20 protein-coding genes are annotated in these 21,960 nt (G+C 37.6%); 3 read left to right on the forward strand and 17 right to left on the reverse strand.

Annotated features, from left to right (window positions below):
• Positions 1–122: 122 nt before the first annotated feature.
• The 17 genes from BUA97_RS06560 to mraZ all read right to left on the reverse strand — a co-directional run bounded on the left by BUA97_RS06560 (position 123) and on the right by mraZ (position 18,450).
• The gene (locus BUA97_RS06560; protein ID WP_072996997.1) at positions 123–533 is read right to left on the reverse strand and encodes a BrxA/BrxB family bacilliredoxin; all 411 of its coding nucleotides are present in this window, start codon (positions 531–533) and stop codon (positions 123–125) included.
• A gap of 274 nt (positions 534–807) precedes the next feature.
• Positions 808–1,254, reverse strand: a complete 447-nt coding sequence (locus tag BUA97_RS06565) for a GatB/YqeY domain-containing protein (RefSeq protein ID WP_072996998.1) — start codon at positions 1,252–1,254, stop codon at positions 808–810.
• Positions 1,255–1,258: 4 nt separating this feature from the next.
• Entirely contained in the window at positions 1,259–3,160 is a 1,902-nt protein-coding gene (gene ftsZ / locus BUA97_RS06570) for a cell division protein FtsZ (protein ID WP_072996999.1), read from the reverse strand.
• Between the two features lie 106 nt (positions 3,161–3,266).
• Positions 3,267–4,643 carry a cell division protein FtsA gene (ftsA, locus tag BUA97_RS06575; RefSeq protein ID WP_072997000.1) on the reverse strand — a complete coding sequence of 459 codons (1,377 nt, stop codon included), beginning with the start codon at positions 4,641–4,643 and terminating at the stop codon, positions 3,267–3,269.
• A gap of 80 nt (positions 4,644–4,723) precedes the next feature.
• A complete protein-coding gene (locus BUA97_RS06580; RefSeq protein WP_072997001.1) occupies positions 4,724–5,737 on the reverse strand; it encodes a cell division protein FtsQ/DivIB in 1,014 nt (337 codons plus the stop codon).
• A 79-nt stretch (positions 5,738–5,816) separates the two neighbouring features.
• Entirely contained in the window at positions 5,817–7,175 is a 1,359-nt protein-coding gene (murC, locus tag BUA97_RS06585; protein ID WP_072997002.1) for a UDP-N-acetylmuramate--L-alanine ligase, read from the reverse strand.
• On the reverse strand, positions 7,172–7,642 hold the full coding sequence (locus BUA97_RS06590; RefSeq protein WP_139258247.1) for a hypothetical protein: 471 nt from the start codon (positions 7,640–7,642) through the stop codon (positions 7,172–7,174). Before BUA97_RS06590 ends, murC begins: the two co-directional genes overlap by 4 nt.
• 60 nt (positions 7,643–7,702) lie before the next feature.
• The gene (locus tag BUA97_RS06595; RefSeq protein WP_072997004.1) at positions 7,703–7,996 is read right to left on the reverse strand and encodes a GIY-YIG nuclease family protein; all 294 of its coding nucleotides are present in this window, start codon (positions 7,994–7,996) and stop codon (positions 7,703–7,705) included.
• Positions 7,997–8,045: 49 nt separating this feature from the next.
• A complete protein-coding gene (gene murG / locus BUA97_RS06600) occupies positions 8,046–9,152 on the reverse strand; it encodes an undecaprenyldiphospho-muramoylpentapeptide beta-N-acetylglucosaminyltransferase (protein ID WP_139258249.1) in 1,107 nt (368 codons plus the stop codon).
• Between the two features lie 85 nt (positions 9,153–9,237).
• Positions 9,238–10,473, reverse strand: coding sequence for an FtsW/RodA/SpoVE family cell cycle protein (locus BUA97_RS06605; protein WP_072997006.1), 1,236 nt, complete (start codon positions 10,471–10,473; stop codon positions 9,238–9,240).
• A gap of 7 nt (positions 10,474–10,480) precedes the next feature.
• Complete coding sequence (gene murD, locus BUA97_RS06610) at positions 10,481–11,830, reverse strand: UDP-N-acetylmuramoyl-L-alanine--D-glutamate ligase (protein WP_072997007.1); 1,350 nt, start codon at positions 11,828–11,830, stop codon at positions 10,481–10,483.
• A 16-nt stretch (positions 11,831–11,846) separates the two neighbouring features.
• A complete protein-coding gene (mraY, locus tag BUA97_RS06615; protein WP_072997008.1) occupies positions 11,847–13,088 on the reverse strand; it encodes a phospho-N-acetylmuramoyl-pentapeptide-transferase in 1,242 nt (413 codons plus the stop codon).
• A gap of 40 nt (positions 13,089–13,128) precedes the next feature.
• Complete coding sequence (locus BUA97_RS06620) at positions 13,129–14,598, reverse strand: UDP-N-acetylmuramoyl-L-alanyl-D-glutamate--2,6-diaminopimelate ligase (protein WP_072997009.1); 1,470 nt, start codon at positions 14,596–14,598, stop codon at positions 13,129–13,131.
• 24 nt (positions 14,599–14,622) lie between these two features.
• Entirely contained in the window at positions 14,623–16,620 is a 1,998-nt protein-coding gene (locus BUA97_RS06625; protein WP_072997010.1) for a penicillin-binding transpeptidase domain-containing protein, read from the reverse strand.
• Complete coding sequence (locus BUA97_RS06630) at positions 16,601–16,966, reverse strand: FtsL-like putative cell division protein (RefSeq protein ID WP_072997011.1); 366 nt, start codon at positions 16,964–16,966, stop codon at positions 16,601–16,603. Before BUA97_RS06630 ends, BUA97_RS06625 begins: the two co-directional genes overlap by 20 nt.
• Before the next feature lie 64 nt (positions 16,967–17,030).
• Positions 17,031–17,924 carry a 16S rRNA (cytosine(1402)-N(4))-methyltransferase RsmH gene (rsmH, locus tag BUA97_RS06635; RefSeq protein WP_072997012.1) on the reverse strand — a complete coding sequence of 298 codons (894 nt, stop codon included), beginning with the start codon at positions 17,922–17,924 and terminating at the stop codon, positions 17,031–17,033.
• 49 nt (positions 17,925–17,973) lie between these two features.
• Positions 17,974–18,450 carry a division/cell wall cluster transcriptional repressor MraZ gene (gene mraZ, locus BUA97_RS06640; protein WP_072997013.1) on the reverse strand — a complete coding sequence of 159 codons (477 nt, stop codon included), beginning with the start codon at positions 18,448–18,450 and terminating at the stop codon, positions 17,974–17,976.
• A 248-nt stretch (positions 18,451–18,698) separates the two neighbouring features.
• Between mraZ and BUA97_RS06645 the strand changes: the two genes are divergently transcribed.
• The 3 genes from BUA97_RS06645 (at position 18,699) to nadC (ending at position 21,928) form a co-directional block, all read left to right on the forward strand.
• A complete protein-coding gene (locus BUA97_RS06645) occupies positions 18,699–19,325 on the forward strand; it encodes an NAD(P)H-dependent oxidoreductase (protein WP_072997014.1) in 627 nt (208 codons plus the stop codon).
• A gap of 51 nt (positions 19,326–19,376) precedes the next feature.
• On the forward strand, positions 19,377–20,972 hold the full coding sequence (nadB, locus tag BUA97_RS06650) for an L-aspartate oxidase (RefSeq protein ID WP_072997015.1): 1,596 nt from the start codon (positions 19,377–19,379) through the stop codon (positions 20,970–20,972).
• Positions 20,973–21,064: 92 nt separating this feature from the next.
• Positions 21,065–21,928 carry a carboxylating nicotinate-nucleotide diphosphorylase gene (gene nadC / locus BUA97_RS06655; protein ID WP_072997016.1) on the forward strand — a complete coding sequence of 288 codons (864 nt, stop codon included), beginning with the start codon at positions 21,065–21,067 and terminating at the stop codon, positions 21,926–21,928.
• Positions 21,929–21,960 lie beyond the last annotated feature (32 nt).

Raw genomic sequence — 21,960 nt, forward strand, 5'->3', positions numbered from 1 at the left:
TTCCGGAGAATCCTGTACTAAATCTATAAAAACACCATTGTCATTGATAATTACTTTAAAAATTCATGCCGGAGATTTCATAAAAAAAGACCAAATATTTCTATTTTGGTCTTTTTTATTTTTTAACAATACTCTTCAAAAGCAGCCTGAAGATTCGCAGCAATAGCACCTGCAGGATTACCTTCGATGTGGTGTCTTTCTAACATATGCACCAACTCTCCGTCCTTGAAAAGCGCTACACACGGTGAACTTGGTGGAAACGGAGCCAATAATCTTCTCGCTTCTGCAACCGCCTCTGTATCAAAACCTGCGAAAGCTGTTACCAAATGGTCTGGTTTCTTTTCCCCTGTCAAAGAATAAACAACCCCTGGTCTTGCAGCGCCTGCCGCGCATCCGCAAACAGAGTTGATTACTAATAAAGTTGTTCCACTTTGTTTAAGTGCTTCGTCAACTTGTGCTGATGTTGTAAGGTCTGTAAAACCTTTATCTGTAAGTTCTGCCTTCATTGGCAATACTAAATCCGCTGGATACATATTAAAATATATTTTAGGTTAATTTCTGAACTGCAAATTTAATCAATAAAACTTTGATTATCTTATTTATCATTCTATTAAAATCATTCCGAAAATCTATTGAGACATTTTGACTGACTTTAATCGATCCTCGTCAAAAAACCCAGAATCCTAGAATTCTGGGTTTAATCAAATCGATATGCATATTAAGTATATCCTGTTTAATTGTTGGTCTTTTGGTTGATTGTTGATAGAAATTTTGCCCATCAACCGACAACTGTCAAGTACAACAAATTTAAGAAAGTAATTTCTTCACCATTTCGGAAATGCTTTTTCCGTCTGATTTTCCGGACAATGCTTTGGAAGCAACGCCCATTACTTTTCCTAAATCTTTTAAAGATTCTGCTCCGGTTTCAGAAATGATTTTCTTGATTTCCGATTCCAATTCTTCCGCAGACAATTGTTTTGGAAGAAATTTTTCAATCACTTTGGATTGAGCTTCTTCCACTTCGGCAAGGTCGGTTCTTCCCTGAGCTGTAAACTGCTCATAAGAATCCTTTCTCTGCTTTATCATTCTTTGCAAAATCGCAATCTCTTGTTCTTCAGAAACTTCAGCACCTCTTGCTTCAGTTTGCAATAAAAGAATCTGAGATTTTACTGCTCTCAGAGAGTCCAAAGCCACACGGTCTTTTTCTCTCATTGCCGTTTTGATGGCTTCACTTATTATAGTTTCTAAACTCATAATTTTAATCTACATCTTTGTTAAGGAAACGATTTTCTCTCAGTTGCATACTTCCGTTATTATCAGACAAGTATGTGTTGATATTCTGTTCAGATGCATTCGAACCATCGATATTGATATTCTTTCTTTTGAAAGCCGGAACGGTTTCGAACACATTTTCGTTGTCCAATTGCTGGTAACGGGAATTGAATTCTTTCAATTTGTTTCTTCTATCCACAGCTTTGGAAGAGTCAGAAGTTTTGTTGAAAAATGTGAATCCACTTTCAGTTTCCTGAACTGGCTCCTCCAATTTTTGTTCAACAATTTCTTCTTTAACTTCTGATGTAAAAGAGAATCTGGTTGGTTCTTCTGTTTTATCATCGATTTTTTCTTCTATGCTTTCGTTAGCAATTTCTTCTGTCACATTGAGCGGAGTCGAAATGTCAGCAATCACTTGTTTTTCGATTACCGGAAAATCTTCTTCAACCGTTGGTTCGTTGATGGTAAATATCACTTCTTTAGGACCTTCGGCAACTTCTTCTATGACAGATGCTTTCGGTTTATCTTCCACTTCGAAAGTAAAAGATTGTGGCTCCAAATCGATGTCATAACTTTCCTCTTCATCAAAATTGAAAAGATTATATTCTTGTTTTTCGTTATTATAATCGTTTGAGAAATCCTGAATTTTATCATTTTCGATGATTTGAGTTTCGGTTTCTACTTCTTCCACAAGACTTTCTACTAAAGAATTAGTTGGAAAATTTGAAGTTCCGAAATCGTCATCATCTTCTAAGCGAAAAAAATTCTTTCCAGATTCTGACTGTGATTTGGTTTCTTCCTGAGTTCTGCTTTTGAACGGCGATTCTCTGTGTCTGGATGATGGACCCGGTCTGTCTTCCAAAGAGTATTTAATCGTCTCAGTCACTCCGGAATGTTTTTTATCTTCATTCGAAAAACCAGTAGCAATCACCAAAACGCTCACTGCATCACCCAATTCTTCGTCTGTTCCAACCCCAAAAATGATATCTGCTGTGTTGCCTGCTTCTTTTTGGATATAATCCATAATCACCCCGATTTCATCCATTGTCACCTCAGAAACACCACTTCTGATCAATAAAAGAACATTTTTGGCACCCGTGATTTTATTGTCATTCAACAATGGAGAATCCAATGCTTTTTTCACCGCTTCTTCCGCTTTTTTCTCGCCTGTTGCAACACCAGTTGACATCAATGCCGTTCCGGAATTGGCCAAAACAGATTTAGCATCACGAAAGTCAATGTTGACATCGAAATAACCCGTGATCACCTCTGCCATTCCTTTTGCCGCATTGGTCAAAACTTCATCAGCTTTAGAAAATCCTTGTTTGAAGCCTAAGTTTCCGAATTGCTGTCTCAGTTTATCATTATTGATGACAATCAGAGAATCCACATTATTTCTCAATTTTTCCAAGCCTAATTCTGCCTGGTCCAATCTCCTTTTTCCTTCAAAACTAAAGGGTACGGTTACGATTCCAACAGTCAGGATTCCCATTTCCTTGGCCACTTTTGCAATCACAGGTGCAGCACCGGTACCTGTTCCACCGCCCATTCCGGCAGTGATGAAAACCATTTTTGTGTTTTGCCCCATTGATGCTTTGATATCATCAATACTTTCAATCGCTGCTTTTTCTCCAACTTCCGGGTCAGCACCAGCGCCAAGACCTTCGGTCATCGTCACGCCCAACTGAACCTTGTTTGCAACAGGGTTATTGTCAAGCGTCTGTGCATCGGTATTACAAATCACAAAATCTACTCCATAAATCCCTTTTTCGTACATATGCTTCAGCGCATTATTTCCGCCGCCGCCGACACCAATCACTTTAATAATGGAAGAATTGCCCTTTGGAAGGTCAAATGAAAATCCTTGTGTATTATTTATATTGTCCATAGTATTTTATTTTTTTCAGTTTTGTTAAATCGTTAAATCGTTGATTACAAAATTGTCTGTTTGTTAGTTTTACGATTCCACGATTCCGCGATTTTACAATTAGTAATTACTCTTCTACTTCTTCAAAGAATTTTTTCACTTTATCCATCAGAGATTGTCCGAAAGTTGGTTTGTTTCTTTTCGCCACTTCCACTTTTTTTATCTCCTCGATTGGCTGAATCTGAATTTTTTCGGTTTCTGCGATGGGCTGATTGGCAACCGGTTCTGCTCTGGTCACAATTTCTTCGATAATTTCTTCTTCTGTCGGAAGGATTTTTTTATCTCTTATTTTAAGACTTTCCATTAATAAACCGATGGAAGTTGCAAATTCCGGTCCTTTCAGATATTGGTTTTTGTCATTTGCCACATATTCATTTGCGAAACCAATTCTGCTGTCGAAACCTGTGGTGTAATTTGCCAACTGACGAAGATTCCTCAAATTAGAACCACCACCCGTCAAGACAATTCCTGCAATCAGTTTTTTCTTTTGTTCGAATGCACCGTAAGCCTTTAACTCAGTATTTACCATCTCCAGAATTTCCTCAACTCTTGCATTGATGATCTGAGCCAAAACCTTCAGTGAAATCTCTTTATCCGGACGACCATGCAATCCCGGAATGGTTACATACGTGCTGTCTTTTTCCAATTCCGGAACAGATGAACCGAACTTCACTTTAAGTTGTTCTGCGTGTTTCTCTATGATTGAACATCCTTCCTTGATATCATCGGTGATAATTCCACCGCCGTAAGGAATCACACAAGTATGACGAATAATGTTGTCTTTGAAAATTGCGATATCCGTAGTTCCACCACCGATATCTACAATCGCAACACCAGCTTCTTTTTCTTCTTTTGTAAGAACTGCTTCAGACGATGCCAAAGGTTCCAAAGTCAAAGCTTCCATCTCCAGACCAGCTTCACGAACGCATCTTGCTATGTTTCTGATAGAACCCATCTGTCCCACAACAACGTGGAAATTAGCTTCTAATCTCTTGCCATGCATCCCGATTGGCTCCTGGATTTCGCCTTCAGAATCTACTTTATATTCCTGCGGTAAAACGTGGATGATTTCTTCTCCAGGCAACATCACCAGTTTCTTCACCTGGTCTTTTAGTTTCTCAATATCATCTTCTGTGATGTATTGATCCGGATGTTCTCTCATGATGTAATCCGAATGCTGGAGAGAACGGATGTGTTTTCCTGCAATCCCGACAGTGACCTTATGGATAGGCACTCCCGCGCTGGATTGCGCTTCTGCCACTGCAGTTTTGATGGAATTGATGGTTTGGGAAATGTTGTTCACGATTCCTTTGTGAACACCAAGACTTTTAGCCTTCCCAACGCCCAGGATTTCTATTTTCCCGTGAGCGTTACGTCTTCCGACAATGGCGACAATCTTAGTTGTCCCAATGTCCAGACCTACTGAATACTCTTGATTTTCCATTATATGCTCGATTTGATTTTTATTTTATAATCGATAGGGTTGAAAACCTATCCTAATATATTTTCGTCCCTTTGGGACTATTATTCTATTACTACTTTTACTTTTTTCTTTTTGTCACTTGTTTTGGAGGTGGTTTCTTTTTTCTTGGTCGAAGTTTTTTTGACTTCCGGTTTCTTCTCTACTTTTTTCAGTTTCGAAGTTTCCTTTTTCACTTCCGTTTTTTTCGGTTCCGATTTTTTAATTTCTTTCTTCGCTTCCGGTTTAGATTCAGCTTTTTTAATTTCCGGTTTTTTCACCTCCAGCTTTTGACTTCCATCATCAGGCTTTAGTTCAATTTTTGGTGCATTTCTCAGGATGCTGTCATTTTCTTTAAAATAAGGATTCAAAGTTGTGACGATTTGATTCTCATATTTCAGTGAAATTTTCTTGTACTTCTGAGGATTCTGGTCAACCAGATATTTCTCTACAAAAGTTTTAAATCCTCTAACCTTAAACTCAATATTATCCAAATCTCCAATCTCCACTTTGTAATTACCATCGCTGGTCAAAAGATTGTAACTTCCTTTTTCTTTTGTGATGCCAATGAAATACTTTTTACTGAAATCATCTTTATCAATTTTCTCAATCAACTTTCCGAGTTCCTGATATTCCGAAACTTGAACATCGCCCATCACCAACATACACGGATACGAAAAGTTTCTCGAAATCGGGAATTCGACTCCTTTTTCATCCACATAAAAATCTCTTCCGTTTTTGTTTAATCTGAAAACCGGAACCCTTTGTCTGATATCAACATTCAGATTTCCGTTCAGATTCATATAGACATTAGCGCTGTCCACAAAAGGAATCTGGTTGATTTTCTTCTCCAATTCCGGAATCTTAACATCGCCAATTTTCTTCGTCGGATTGTATTGCTTCACCAATTCTTTGATGTCTTTTTCGTCCACAAAATAAACCGGCGTTTTGGTTTGGTTCATATTGATAGACACATTCTCCATCTTAGCGTTATTGAAACGCTTTAATGAAAAACTGAGAAGAAATCCAAAAAGGATGACTGTTACCAATATCTTCAATATTCTCCACTTGTTTTTCATATTAATTTTTGTATTAACGTATTAATGTAAAATGTATTAATGATTTTAGAATCGTGAATACATTAATACGTTTTACATTTTACAAACTTTGCATCCATTCCATAATCGGGTCATAAAGCGTATCGATATTTCCAGCTCCAACAGTCAGAAGAATGTCAAAATCTCTTTCTTTTATTTTATCAAAAGTCTCTTGCAATGTGCAGACTTCCTTGTTTTCTGTTTCAATTTTTTCAGCCAACCAAGTTGAGGTGATGCCTTCAAAATTTTCCTGAAGTTCTCTCGCCGGATAAATATCGAGCAACAACAAGTCATCTCCGTTTTCCAGACTTCTAGCGAAATCCTCGGCAAAATCTCTTGTCCTGCTGAACAAATGCGGTTGGAAAACCACCAGCAATTTTTTGGTCGGATAGAAAGTTTTAATCGAACCAATAACCGCATTCAGTTCTGTTGGATGATGCGCATAATCATCGATATAAATCTTTCCATTCTCGAAAATATGCTTCGTATATCGTCTTTTTATACCTTTGAAGTTGGCGATTGCTTTCTTCAAAGTTTCGAAATCGACACCTAAATTGCTCAAAATCGCCAAAGCAACCGTCGCATTTTCAACATTGTGAATGCCTGGAATATCCCAAACAAAATCAGCGATTTCTTCCGTTGGTGTGTGGAAATCGAAGTAGATTTTGTCGTGGTCCATTCTCAGATTATCGGAATAATAATCCGCCTCCTCATTTACAGCGTACGTTTTGTGCTCTCTTCCAATCGCAATTCCTTTTCTCACGAATAATTGATTATCATTCGGAACCAAACTTGCAAATTGTCTGAAACCATCTTCTATCTGAACTCTGTCGCCATAAATATCCAAATGGTCCGCATCAATCGATGTAACCACTGCCCAATCCGGAGAAAGGTTGAGGAAACTTCTGTCATATTCATCGGCTTCAACTACTGAAAACTGATTTCCGTTGTAATCGAAATTCGATTTGAAATTCTCAGAAATCCCACCTAAAAATGCGGAAGACGGAAGATTAGCTTCTTTGCACAAATGGGCTATCAACGTAGAAGTGGTTGTTTTTCCGTGTGTTCCTGCCACAGCGATGCAATCGGTGTTTTCGGTAATTAAACCTAAAACTTTTGCGCGTTTCAGGATGACGAAACCTTCGCTGGTAAGGTAATCCAGAATTGATAATTTCTTGATGGCCGGCGTATAAATCACCAAAGTTGATTCTTTATCGAACGCCACGATTTTCTCATCAATCACATCTTCAAACGTAATATCAATGCCTTCAAAACCGAGTTGAGCTGTCAGTTTTGTTGGCGTTTTGTCATAACCCAAAACATTTTTACCGTTGGCGTGGAAATACCGCGCCAGCGCACTCATTCCAATCCCACCGATGCCGATGAAATAGAAGTTTTGATATTTGTTTAAAATGCTCATTTTTTCTTTCTTTTATACCATTTATTGTATGGTTTTGTGGACAAATAAAATGTATTAATATAATCTTTGTCTCTGGTCATTCCCACTCTCAGATATTTGACACTATCATTTTTTTCAGTTTTAACATTAAAAACAAACAAGTCATAAAAATCTAACGGATAAACATTAGTTTTAGCAGCGTATAAACTTCCAATCTCTAATTTCCCATATTTTTTTTCAAAGCTCTCACAAACGGTCTTATTTCTTTCATGGGAGAAATAATTCTTCATATTGACATCCATATTGAAGCCTGTGACTTCGGAGTAATCCTTTTTTTCACATTTAGAAAAAAAATTTTCAGCAAAGTTTTTAGCTAAAGTTTGTCTTGCTTGTGTATTATTTTTTGCTGGCATATTGTTATACCGGTTCATGCAACTTGATAAACCTATCAAACAAAGAACTATTAATATGTGTTTCAAAAATTTCACTGTTTCTATTTTTTATCTTCCTAATCATTTGTGTTGTCAGGCTGAGCCTGTCGAAGCACTTTAATCTTTCATCCTATTTTTTGATAATTCTGGTAACAAATCCCATTTATCATTAATAATTGCTTCTTTCTTTTTTCTACTCCAGCCTTTTACTTGTTTTTCAAAGTCTATCGCTTGATTAATATCATTAAATTCATAATGAAAAACTAATTTTACTGGTCTTCTTTTGTATGTATAACTATCTGGATTTAATCCATCATTATGTTCGTTAATTCTACTTTCCAAATCGTTAGTAACTCCTGTGTAGTAAGAATTATCCGAACATTTTATAATATATACATAATATCGTTTCATTATTACTTTGGGCTTCGACAGGCTCAGCCTGACACCGCTTTTCTTAACTTTATCTTTTAATCACTTTAAAAATCTCATCCACAATGTCTTCCGCAGCTTTTGGTTTTGCAAAGAATTCCAGATTATCAGACATATCTTTTCTCAGATTTTCGTTCTCACAGATTTCTGAAAGCGTGTTCCAGAATTTGTCTTTCATTTCAGAATCCTTTACCATTCTTCCTGCATTTTTCTCGACCAAAGTCATTGCATTTTTGGTTTGATGGTCTTCTGCAGCAAATGGAAACGGCACCAACAAAACAGGTTTTTTCGCAACTGCCAGTTCGGAAATCGCAATTGCTCCGGCTCTGGAAACAATCACATCTGCCGCCGAATAAGCCAAAGCCATATCGGAGATGAATTCCTTGATTTGTATTTGCTTGTTGGTTTTTAGTATTTGGTTTTCGGAAATTTCCCTAAAATCTGTTCTTCCTGTTTGCCAGATGAGTTGATAATCTTTTTCTTTTAATTTATCTAAATTCTCTTTCCAACCGTTGTTCAAAGTTCTGGAACCGAGCGAACCGCCGACGGATAGAATCGTTAATTTATTTTTATCTAAGCCTAATTTTTCTTTAGCCAAATCTTTATCAATCAAATCCGTAATGATATTCTGACGAATTGGATTTCCTAAGAAATAAGTTTTTGTTCCGTAGAAAAGTTTCTCCATATCCGGATACGCCGTGAAAATTGCTTTCGCCTTTTTTGCATTGAAAACATTGGTTTTTCCTGGCAAAGAATTCTGCTCCTGAATGAAAGTAGGGATTCCCATTTTCGCAGCGATGTACAAAGCTGGTCCGCTTGCAAAACCACCAGTTCCAACCGCAAAATCCGGTTTGAAATCTTTGATGATTTTCTTAGCTTTCATCAAACTGGAAATGATTTTAAATGGCAATCCGATATTCTTCAGAAGATTTCCTCTGTCGAATCCGGCAATGTTCAATCCTTCTATTTTGAATCCGGCTTGAGGCACTTTTTCCATTTCCATTTTTCCGTTGGCACCAATGAACAAAAACTCTGCATCGGGAAACCGTTTCTGGATTTCCTGAGCAATCGCAACCGCAGGAAAGATGTGTCCACCTGTTCCGCCACCGCTTAATAATATTTTCAGTTTTTTGTTCATATGTTCCATTGGTTTCACCAACTGTTATTGATATTGAATCCTTCGGATTATTAAATTGTTTCTTTTTACTTTTATCTTGTTTCTTTTACGCTATATCATTAATTTCTTCCAAACTCTGTCTTTTGCCCAAGCCTTCTTCATCAAAAACCTGAATTCTGGAACTTACATTCAAGATAATTCCTAACTGAATGTAGGTTACCAACATTGATGTTCCACCGTAACTTATCAATGGTAAAGGTTGTCCTGTCACCGGAATCAAATTCACGGCAACGGCAATATTTACTGACAATTGAACAAAAATCATCAGTCCAATGGCGAGAACCAGCAATGACCCAAAAAATGCGGGCATTTTACTGGCAATCATTACAATCCTGATAATCATTATCATATAAAGGCTAACCAGAACGAAGGCTCCAATCCAACCGTATTCTTCCACAATAATTGCGAAAATAAAATCGGAAACCGATTGTGGCAATGTCTGCTTCAAAGCACTTTTCCCTGGCCCAATTCCGTTGAATCCGCCGTGAACAATTGCGGCTTTCGCCTGCATCACCTGATAGTTTTTGGCCTTGATACTTTCGTCCTCAACGTCGGCTGTTTTCTTTGAACTCGTAAAAGTTTCGATACGGCTCATCCACGTGTGAACACGATTTCCGCCTAAAAGATTAGTGTTCAGTGCAATGACTAAAAACATTACGATGAAAACTACTGAAATCGAAATAAATCCCGCAACATATTGCCAAGCTAATTGTCCGATAATCAATACAATAATCGAAACCATCATAATCATCAACGCTGTAGAACCGTTGTCTTTCGCTACCAATCCGAAAACCAATAATATCGGTCCGAAAATGTAAATAATATTCTCCAGTGGTAATCTTTCCCGTTTGATTTTTTTGGTTAAATATCTACACAGATAGATAATCAGCATCAAATAGGCGAATGACGATGGCTGAAATGAAATCGGTGTTCCTGGGATTTTCAACCAACGTGACGCACTTGCTCCTTCGATTTTTTGTCCTGTGAACATCGTGATCAATAACAATCCAATCGTGAACAAAAGCAGTATGGAACTTAGTTTCCCGATATACTCATACTTAACTGTTCCTACGAAACGCATAATTCCCAAACCAATGAATACGAAAACAATATGTTTAAAAACGTGACCCGTAGTAGTCCCGTTGTTTACAATATATTCCAGATTCGAACTTGCGGAATAAACCGGGAACACAGAAAGGAAGGAAATCAAAATGATAACCGACCAAAGGACCTTATCGCCTTTCAGTAGTTCGAATTTGTTTTCTGTTGTTTGTTCGCTCATTATATTTTTAGCTAATAGCTATCGGCTTTTCGCTGTTTAAAACTTCCTTTTTGAATTGATTGCCACGGTCTTCATAGCCATTGAACAAATCAAAACTTGCACAGCAAGGCGACAATAAAACCACGTCTCCTTTTTCTGCAATCGATTTAGAAACTTCTACTGCCTGATGCATACTGGAAGTATCATAAATCTGCGCTTTTTTATCTTTGAAAAATTCAATGATTTTAGAATTATCAATCCCTAAGCAGACAATCGCTTTTACTTTTTTCTTGACTAATTCTTCTATTTCTGTATAATCATTGCCTTTGTCTTTTCCGCCAACAATCCAAACCACCGGCTGTTTCATACTTTCCAAAGCGAAGTAGGTAGCGTTCACATTGGTAGCCTTACTGTCATTGATAAATTTCACACCGTTGATTTCAGAAACTGGCTCTAGCCTATGTTCCACTGCTTGGAATGTCATCAACGAATGTCTTATACTTTCATTGCTGATTTCCAGTAACTTTCCGGCGATACTTGCTGCTAAGCTATTCGCTACATTATGTTTTCCGACCAATGACAATTCATCGATATTCATTGTGAATCCTTCATTGATATTGACAACAAAATTCTCATCAATAGAGAAAGCACCTTTTTCCAATTTTTCATCCAATGAGAATGGAACTTTGGTAACTTTTAAATCTAGTTTTTCTAGAATCGATTTGCTCATTTCGTCATCTTTATTATAGATGAAAAAATTGTTAGCATCCTGATTTTCAGCAATTCTGAACTTCGCCAAAGCATATTCTTCATAATTGTAATTATACTGATCCAAATGGTCTTTAGACAAATTCAACAACAATGAAATGTATGGTCTGAAATTCTGAATATCATCTAACTGAAAGCTGCTCACTTCCAATACATAATAATCGAAATTTTCTTCTGCAACTTGTTTTGCGAAGCTCTTTCCGATGTTTCCACCCAAACCGACATTGAACCCATCTTCTTTCAAAATATAATAAATCAAAGACGTTGTCGTCGTTTTTCCGTTACTTCCTGTAATCGCAATAATTTTTGCATTCGTAAATTCCGAAGCAAATTCTATCTCAGAAGACAACCTGATGCCTTTTTCCTGAATCTTCTGAACCATTTCAGCTTTTTTCGGAATACCTGGGCTTTTGATGACCCAATCGGCATTCAGGATTTTTTCTTCTGTATGTGTTCCGTCTTCATAGTCGATGCCGAGCTCGTCCAATTCATTTTTATAATTCTCACGAATTGATCCCATATCCGAAAGAAAGACATCAAAGCCTTTGGCTTTTGCCAAGTACGCAGCACCAACACCGCTTTCGCCACCTCCAAGTATTACTACTCTCATTTATGATTATTAGTTTTTATCTGGTTTTTAAAGTAATTAAACAAATAATTGCCAGCATCACACCTATGATTATCATTCGGTTCACGATTTTGCTTTCGTGGAATCCTTCTTTCTGATAGTGGTGATGCAATGGCGACATCTTGAATAATCTATTGTTCTGAGCATATTCCAGCCCGTATTTTTTCTTTCTGTATTTGAAAACCATCACCTGCAAAATCACGGAAAGATTTTCTATGAGGAACACACCGCAAAGAACAGGAATCAATAATTCTTTTCTAAGGATAATTGCCAAAACTGCGATCACGCCGCCTAACATCAGACTTCCTGTATCGCCCATAAAAATCTGTGCTGGATAAGTATTGTACCAGAAAAAACCAATCACGGCTCCAACTAAAGCAAGGGCAAAAATTGTGGTTTCGCCCATATGCGGGAGGAACATAATATTCAAATAATCCGCAAAAATGATGTTTCCGGAAACGTATGCGAAGAATGCCAATGTCAGTAAAATGACTGCGCTGGTTCCTGCGGCTAATCCATCGATTCCGTCAGTAATATTGGCACCATTCGAAACGGCTGTCACAATGAAAATCACAATTGGAATAAAGACAATCCAAGCCCATTCGTGTGCTTCCGCATCATCCATCCAGAATAAAATTCCGCTGTAATCAAATTCATTATTTTTTGTAAATGGAACAGTGGAAACCGGAATTTTTTCGTCTTCCATAAAATTATTCTCTACATTATTTCTGTTAATAACTGTCGCATCAGCATACTTTCTCTTAACCTCAATATCCGGGTGAAAATACATTGTAACTCCGACAATTAAACCCAATCCAACCTGCCCGATTACTTTGAATTTTCCGCTTAATCCGTCTTTATTTTTTTTAACTTTTTTGAGATAATCGTCCAAAAATCCAATCGCTCCCATCCACAAAACCGAAATAATCAAAAGAACGATGTACACATTGGTAATTCTTGTAAACAACAAAACCGGAATGATGGTTGCCAAAATGATAATCAAACCTCCCATTGTTGGCGTTCCTTCTTTTTGCTTTTGCCCTTCCAGACCAAGATCTCTCACCAATTCTCCCATTTGTCTTCTTCTCAGGAAATTGATGATTCTTTTACCGTAAGCCATCGCAATAATCAGCGAAAACAAAACTGCCATCGCTGCGCGGAACGAAATGTATTTGAACAAGTTCATTCCCGGAACGTGGATTCCGTGAGCTGTTAAATATTCGTAGAGGTAATATAGCATTCGTTGTCAGTTTATAGTTGTTGGTTGATAGATTTTTAAATTATTTCCCCATCAAATTCAAAAGTTCCCTAATCGTTTCCTTATCATCAAAATGATGTTTCACGCCGTTGATTTCCTGATACGTTTCGTGACCTTTTCCTGCCACTAAAACAATATCTTTTGGTTCTGCAAATTTGATAGCCATTTTTATCGCTTCTCTCCTGTCAGGAATCGAAGTATATTTACTGAAATTCTGAGGTTGTACTCCGGCTTCTATTTCTTTGATAATCTGAGTTGGTTCTTCAGTTCTTGGATTGTCAGAAGTGATGATGGCCAAAGTCGATTTTTTGGTAGCGATGTCACCCATTTCCGGGCGTTTGGTTTTGTCTCTGTCGCCTCCACAACCGAAAACACAAATCAATCTTTCGTTTTTGGTTCTGATTTCGTTCATGCTGTCCAACACATTTTCCAAAGCATCCGGCGTGTGCGAATAATCGACCACGAAGAAAATACCACTGTCGGATTTTATTGTTTCGAATCTTCCGTTAACTCTTTTCAATGTTGAAATCGCCTGAAGAACTTCCGTTTCATCCATTCCTAATTCCAAAGCAATTCCGTAAGCCAAAAGCAAGTTATAAGCATTGAATTTCCCCGTTAAAGTGGTCCAGAATTCTTTATTGTTGAAATTCAGCAACATTCCGTTGAAGTCGATTTCCAAAACCTTTCCTTGGAAATCTGCCATTGTTTTCAAAGCGAAAGTTTTCTTTTTTGCTTTGGTGTTTTGCAACATTATCAAGCCATTTTTGTCATCGGCATTCGTAATGGCAATTGCAGAATCTTCCAATTCGTCAAAGAATCTCTTTTTAGCGTAGATATAATTTTGGAAAGTCTTGTGATAATCCAAATGGTCGTGCGTAATGTTCGTAAAACCAGCGATTTTAAAATGTAAGCCTTCGATTCTGTCCTGGGAAATCCCATGAGAACTTACTTCCATAAAAGCGTATTCACAGCCAATTTCAACAGCTTTTGCCAACATTTGATTTAACCGAATCACATCCGGCGTCGTGTGTGTTGAAGGAATAATCTCATCTCCGATTCGGTATTCAACCGTAGAAATCAAAGCGGACTGATAACCTAAAGTTTTGAAAATATCGAATAACAAAGTTGTTACCGTGGTTTTTCCGTTGGTTCCTGTAACGCCGATTAAGTTTAATTTCTCAGATGGATTTCCATAAAAATTAGAAGCCAAATGCCCTAAAGTTTTGGAAGAATTTTCAACTTTAATGTAAGTCACACCATCATTTAACTCCTTAGGCAAATCTTCACAAACAATCGTTTTCGCACCTTTTTCGATGCTTTGATTAATATAAGAATGACCGTCAGAAACTGTTCCTTTCAATGCCACATACAAAGAATTTTCAACAACTTTTCGGCTGTCAAAAACCAATTCCGACACTTCGACTTCGCTCAGTGCAAGAGTTCCGATGGTTTCCAAGGTTTGGATTCTCTGTAATAAGTCTTTTAAAATCATATATCTAAGCTTTCGCTTTAATTTTTAGTTTTGAAGATTCAGATAAATCTTTTGGTTTTTTCCGATGGTTGCGCCCTCTGCAGGAAACTGTCCTGTGATTTTTCCAACACCTTTATAATCGACTCTGTAACCTAAATTTTCCAGTTGCGGAATCACATTTTTCCCAATCAACCCCACCAATTTTGGCATCGAATCTTTTTTGACAGTCACCTTGACATTTGGCTCAATCATTTTGTGAAGGTCAACTTTGTGTTCCACCAACAAGTCTTTTTCGATATTCAGAGGTGTTTTCAGAAAAGTCTTACCGGCAATTTCTTTAAAAACCGGTGCTGAAACCGTTCCGCCATAAAAACCTTTGGAAACATCTGGCTGATTTACCACCACGAAACACGTATATTTCGGATTATCTGCCGGATAAAAACCTGCAAATGAAGCTTGATATTTCATCGGTCCAGCTTTCCAATATTCAAATCTTGCAGTTCCGGTTTTTCCTGCAATTTTAAGATTTGGTGTGTAAATACTTTTCGCTGTTCCTTTTTCTACCGCTTTTGTCAAAGCGTGTGTCATCATCGTAATTGCTTTATCAGAAGCCATTTTTTTGACCATTATTTCAGGTTTTGCTTCGTACAAAACTTTACCGTCTTTCATAATTTTATCAATGAAAAGCGGTTTCACCATTTTGCCTCTGTTCGCAATGCCGTTATAAAATGTTACCATTTGCAACAGCGGAAAACTAGAAGAATAACCATAACCTAAAGACGCCAAAGTAGCCTTGTTCCAACGTTTGCTGGATGGCGTCTGGATAGATGGCTTTGCAATTCCCGGCAATTCGATCTGCATTTTGTCAAACATTTTCCAACGCTTCAAATGGTCTATGAAAACCTGAGGTTTGTCGGCATAATGTTCCGTAATTAGTTTTGCGGCACCAACGTTACTCGACTTCGCTAAAACATCACTCACATCATAAGTTCCGCCGCCGTGGCCGTCTGTAATTCTTTGTCCTGCATAAGTCCAGATTCCGTTCCCGATGTTGACTTTCGTATTTTCATCAATGAAACCATCGTCCATCGCAGCTAAAAGCGAAACAGTTTTGAAGGTCGAACCTGGTTCCTGTGCGTCTTTTACAGTATAATTGTAAGCATCAACATAAATTCCCGGTTCGGTTCTTCTGAGGTTCACCATTGCTTTGATTTTCCCAGTTTCAACCTCCATCACGACCACACTTCCGTGGTCTGCATCGAATTTTATCAACTGATTTTCCAAAGCAGAATGGGCGATATCCTGAATCCTCAAATCCAAAGTCGTGTAAACATCTTGCCCATCAACTGGCTCCTGAACTTTCCAGTAATCGATTGGTTTCCATTGAGAAGACGTGATTTTTTGTTCTAGTCTTTTACCATCAATCCCGGTTAAGAATTTGCTGAAAGCGCCTTCCAAACCAGATTTTGATTCGCCATTATCCATTCCTATGGTTCCGGCTCCAATTTGCGTTGTGGCTAATTCTCTGCGGAAATTTCTTTCGACAATGAAACCACCTTTATTTTTTCCTTTTTTAAAAATCGGAAAATTTCGGATTCTATCGTATTCATCAAAATCAAGACCTTTGGCCAATAAATAATACTGGTTATTCTTTTGATTCTGAGCGTCCAATTTTGCCCGGAAATAACTTCTCGGCTTATCGAACATCTTACTGAGGGAATCTGTCAAAGCGCCAACATTATTGGAATAAATCGTGTCTCTCATTGATTTGAAATCCAGATAGACATCGTATCGCATAACGGTTGTCGCCAAGATAGAACCATCTGAGGCGAAAAGATTGCCACGCGCGGCCTTCAATTTGGCTTCGCGGTAGTTTTTGCTGATGTAATTATCTTCGAATTCCTGAACGTTCGTGTTTTGAAGAATCAGGATTCTCGCCAAAAAAGTGATGAACAAAACCAGAGCTCCCAGAACAAAAAGGTAGCCCCACTTCAGCGCATTGGAACGTTTTTTTTCGTAGTTGTTATTGGGTTGCTTTATCATTGGTGCTATCAACTTTTATCAGTAATTTCATCGGGTGGCTTTCCAAACTCACCAAAGAATCCTGGACCATTTCTTTTCCCAGTTCGGATTCCATTCTTATTTTTATGAGCCTGCTTTGTGCGTAGGCATTTCTGGATTTATATTCTTCTGTTTCTTCTTTCAGAATATTGACTAGCTTTATCTTTTTATCAACCAAGTGATTACTATAAATCATCACCATCAGCAATCCGAAAATGAACACGAAATATTTATAATGCGCCTTGACCTCATCACGGTTCAGGAAATTCCCTTTTATGATGTCCATAAAAGTGAGTTTCTTCTGTTTATTTCGATTCAGTTTTGCCATTTTTTGGTTGCTTGCTGTCCGTTTACAGTTGATAGATTTTTAGAATTTTTCCAACAACCATCAACTATAATTTAATCCCCACTCTCATTTTTGCACTTCTTGCGCGCGAGTTTTCTTCAATTTCTTTATCATCCGGAATGATTGCTTTGGTCTGCAATAATTCGAATACTTTAGCGTAATTTCCGTAGATATCACGCTGAGGTTCACCTTCGAACATTCCGTTTTTCAGAAAGCGTTTTACCAATCTGTCTTCCAGAGAATGATAGGAAATCACGACCAGTCTCCCTTCGGTTTTCAGAATATTGTAAGATTGGACGAGCATTTCTTTTAACACTTCCAATTCCTGATTGACTTCGATTCTGATCGCCTGAAAAACCTGAGCAAAAAATTTATTCTGCTTAAAAGCTGGAATGTAACTGAACAGACTTTTCAGCTCTTCCGTTGTATTGATTTTCTTCGTTTTTCTATGATGAACAATTTCTCTTGCCAACTTTCTGGATTCTCTCAATTCTCCGTATTGGTAAAAAATGTTGGCCAAATCTTCTTCTTCATAATCGTTGATGATTTTCTTTGCGTCGAGACTTTGCATCACGTTCATTCTCATATCCAGAGGCGCATCACTTCTCGTAGAAAAACCACGTTCTGCTTCATCAAACTGATGAGAAGAAACGCCTAAATCGCCTAAAATTCCATCCACTTTCGAAATGCCATAAGCCAACATCGAATTTTCCAAAAACCTGAAGTTCTGATTAACCAAAGTAAATCTTGGGTCATCAATTGTATTTTTCAATGCATCCAAATCCTGGTCGAAAGAAAATAATTTTCCTTTCTCCGAAAGTCGGCTCAGAATCTCGCGGGAATGTCCGCCTCCACCGAAAGTGCAGTCCACATAGATCCCGTCCGGATTGGTTACCAGAGCATCGACACTTTGTTTTAATAAGACAGGATTGTGATACATGTTTTAGGTTTTAGGTAGTAGTTGTCAGTTGACGGCTTTTCTTGATTCTTTATTCTTGATTCTTAGAATCTTCGGATTCTAAATTTCCCATCACATCTTCTGCAAGATTGGCGAAATCTAATTCGCTGACAGAAATAACCTGTTCATAAGCTTCTTTGTCCCAGATCTCGAAGAGTTCGCCAGCGCTTGTGATGACAATTTCTTTGGTCAGATTGGCATATTGCGTCAAATCTTTGCTGATTTGCAGACGACCAACGTTATCCATCTCCACTGTTTTGACGCCAGCAGTAAACATCCTTATGAAATCTGCATTTTTCTTGACAAATCGGTTGAGACCGTTTATTTTTGTCATCAGTTTCTCCCAAGGCTTCATTGGATAAACTTCCAGACACTTCTGAAACACAGAACGCTTTACTACAAATGGTTCATCTGCAAAATGTTCCATCTGCTTCGTAAGCGAAGCAGGCAGTTTGATGCGCCCTTTGTCATCTATTTTACATTCGTATGTTCCAATGAAGTTTTTCATTTGGAGCAAATTTATATAAATTTTTACCACATTTTACCACTTTTGCCCACTTTTATACTTAATGTTTATAACTTTTTGATTTTACAGCTTTTCTGGCTAATGATTTGATAACAAATCAATTAAAAATAAATATTGTCGAGAGCCTTTGCATAAAGCCTTTGCAATGAATGATTTAAAAAATCCGAGGGAAAAAGTTTCATTATTTAAAATGATTCTAAACCAAAATTGAAAATGATTACATTTGTTATATGAACTATTTAGAGGCACTAAACTGGCGATATTCTGTAAAAAAATTCGACGGAAAGAAAATTCCGTCGGAAAAACTCAACAATATTCTGGAAGCCGGAAGATTGTCTGTCAGCTCATTAGGACTTCAGCCTTATCATCTTTTGGTAGTTGAGAATGATGAAACGATTCAGAAACTGATTCCTGCGTTTTACAACCCATCTCAGATTTCGACTTGTTCGCATTTGATAGCTTTGGTTTCTAAGACTCATATTAATAAGGAGTATGTTGATAATTATTTCGGACATATTATTGATGAGCGAGGCGTGACTTTGGAACAGTTGTCAGCTTTCAGAAATAACATCAATCAGTTTTTGGAAAATTACACTCAGAAAGAATTAGAAAGCTGGTCCGAGAAACAGAATTACATTGTTCTTGGTTCATTAATTTTAGCTTCTGCCGAGGAAGAAATCGACACTTGTCCGATGGAAGGTTTCAAATCTGAAATTTTAGAAGATGTTTTGAAAATCGATAAAGCGAATGAAAAAGTTACGGTTGTTTTGGCTTTAGGCTATCGTGCGGAAGATGATATTTTTCAGAATTTCAAAAAAGTGAGAAAACCCACAGATAAGTTCATCAAATTCATTTAACTTTATTCTTTTGAATTTTCTCAGACATATGGGAATCATTAATTCTTATTTATGATAAAAACAGACGTTCTTGTAATCGGTTCCGGAATTTCGGGCTTGTCTTATGCCATTAAAATCTCCGAGCAATTACCAGAAACCAAAATAATCATCGTTACAAAATCCAACGAAGACGAAAGCAATACCAAATATGCGCAAGGCGGATTGGCAGTCGTAACAGATTTCTCTAAAGATAATTTCCAAAAACACATCGACGATACTTTGCGTGCCGGCGATTATATCAATGACCCAGAAATTGTTAAAATTGTGGTGGAAGAAGCGCCATTAAGGTTTAATGAAATTGTGGAATGGGGCGCAAAATTTGACCAGGAAAAAGGGCAATATTCTCTTGGAAGAGAAGGCGGACATACGGAAAATCGAATCGTACATCATAAAGACATTACAGGATTCGAAATCGAAAGAGCACTTTTGGAAACCGTTAATAATTCTCCCAATATCGAGATTCTTCCTCATCATTATGTTATCGATTTGATTACCCAACATCATGTTCCGGGAAAAGAGCTGGACAAAGGAAATATCCACGGTTATGGCGCTTATGTTCTGGATGAGAAAAATAAAAAAATCAAAAAAATCACTTCAAAAATCACCTTAGTTGCAACAGGTGGCGCTGGTCACGTTTATAAAAACACGACCAATCCGATTATTGCAACAGGAGACGGAATTGCATTTGTACACAGAGCGCAAGGTAAAATCTCGAATATGCAATATTATCAGTTTCATCCCACGGCGATGTATTCCAAACGAGACGGAATGCTGTTTCTTATTTCTGAAGCGGTTCGTGGTGATGGCGCAAAACTCCGCACAAAAAACGGAAAACCTTTTATGCAAAAATATGATGAGCGGGAAGAGTTGGCTTCCCGAGATATTGTTGCAAGAGCTATTGATAACGAATTGAAAATAAGCGGAGACGATTTTGTTGGTTTGGATTGCCGGGAAATGGATCAGGAAAAATTCATCCGCCACTTTCCAAATATTTATCAGAAGTGTCTGGATGAAGGCATCGACCCAATGAAGGAATTGATTCCTGTTGTTCCGGCTTGCCATTATCTGATGGGCGGAATTGAAACCGATAAAAATGGTCAATCGTCTATCAAAAATCTTTTTGCGGTTGGAGAATGTACCAATTCCGGACTTCACGGAGCGAATCGTTTGGCTTCGAATTCTTTATTGGAAGGTTTGGTATTTGGTCACAACGCGGCGATGAAAACAGTAGAATTGTTAAAAGAAAATGATTTCAATTTCGATGACTTGAAGGCTGTTCCGGAATGGAATGAAGAAGGAATGAAAATGATGGACGAAATGGTTCTCGTGACATACCTCAGAAAACAACTTCAGGAAATGATGAGCGACCTGGTGGCTATCGTAAGAAGCAATGCAAGATTGGAATTGGCTAAGAAAAAACAGCGCGAAATCTACGAAGCTGTTACAGAACTCTATAATTATTCCATACTTTCGCCACAACTTTCGGAATTGAGAAATCTGGTGAATGTTTCTTATCTGATTATCAAACATTCTCTGGAAATGAAAGAAAATAAAGGTGCTTTCTACAATAAAGACTTGGCTACCAAACCGCTTTTGATTAATGAATAAAATAACTAAAATGTATTTACGATTCAGAAAAATTAAATAAGCAATCTTTAATACATAAATACTTTTTACATTAGTACAAAAATAAAATCTCAATGAAAAGACCAGCTTACGCCAGCGATAAAATTTTAAAAGAATTCATCAGAACCGCTTTGGAAGAAGACATCCAAAACGGTGATCATTCTACATTGTCCACCATTCCAAAAGATCTGGAACAAAAAGCGCAATTATTAGTAAAAGAAAACTGCATTCTGGCTGGTGTTGAATTGGCTGAAATTATTTTTAAAACTTTTGATAAAAATCTGAATATTGAAATTTTCATCAAAGATGGAGAATCTGCTAAAAAAGGCGACGTAGCTTTCATTATTACCGGAAAAGCAAGATCGATTCTTTCCACAGAACGCTTGGTTCTGAATTGTATGCAAAGGATGAGCGGGATTGCAACTATGACTCATGACTGGGATTCAAGACTAGTGGGAACGAAAACAAAACTCCTTGACACCAGAAAAACGACACCAAATTTCCGGGTTTGTGAAAAATGGGCAGTTGCCATTGGCGGCGGAACGAATCACAGATACGGACTTTATGACATGATAATGCTGAAAGACAACCATATTGATTATAATGGAAGCATCGCCAATGCTGTGAAAATGGCGAAAGATTATGTCAAGAAAAATAAACTTAAATTAAAAATTGAGGTAGAAACCCGTAATCTTGAAGAAGTTGAGGAAGCCGTAAAATCTGGCGCTGATCGGGTTATGTTTGATAATATGGATATCGAGACAATGGCCAAAGCTGTAAAAATTGTCAATAAAAAATCTGAAACCGAAGCGAGCGGAGGAATAACACGTGAAGTGTTAAATTCGGTGGCAAAAACCGGTGTGGATTTTATCTCAGCGGGCGCAATTACACATTCTTCCAGTAATATTGACCTGAGTCTCAAGGCATTAAAAATTTAACACTTCCTTAACAGAACTTATCATATTTTTTT

This window comes from Epilithonimonas mollis, assembly GCF_900142325.1.
GTDB classification, from domain to species: Bacteria; Bacteroidota; Bacteroidia; order Flavobacteriales; family Weeksellaceae; genus Epilithonimonas; species Epilithonimonas mollis.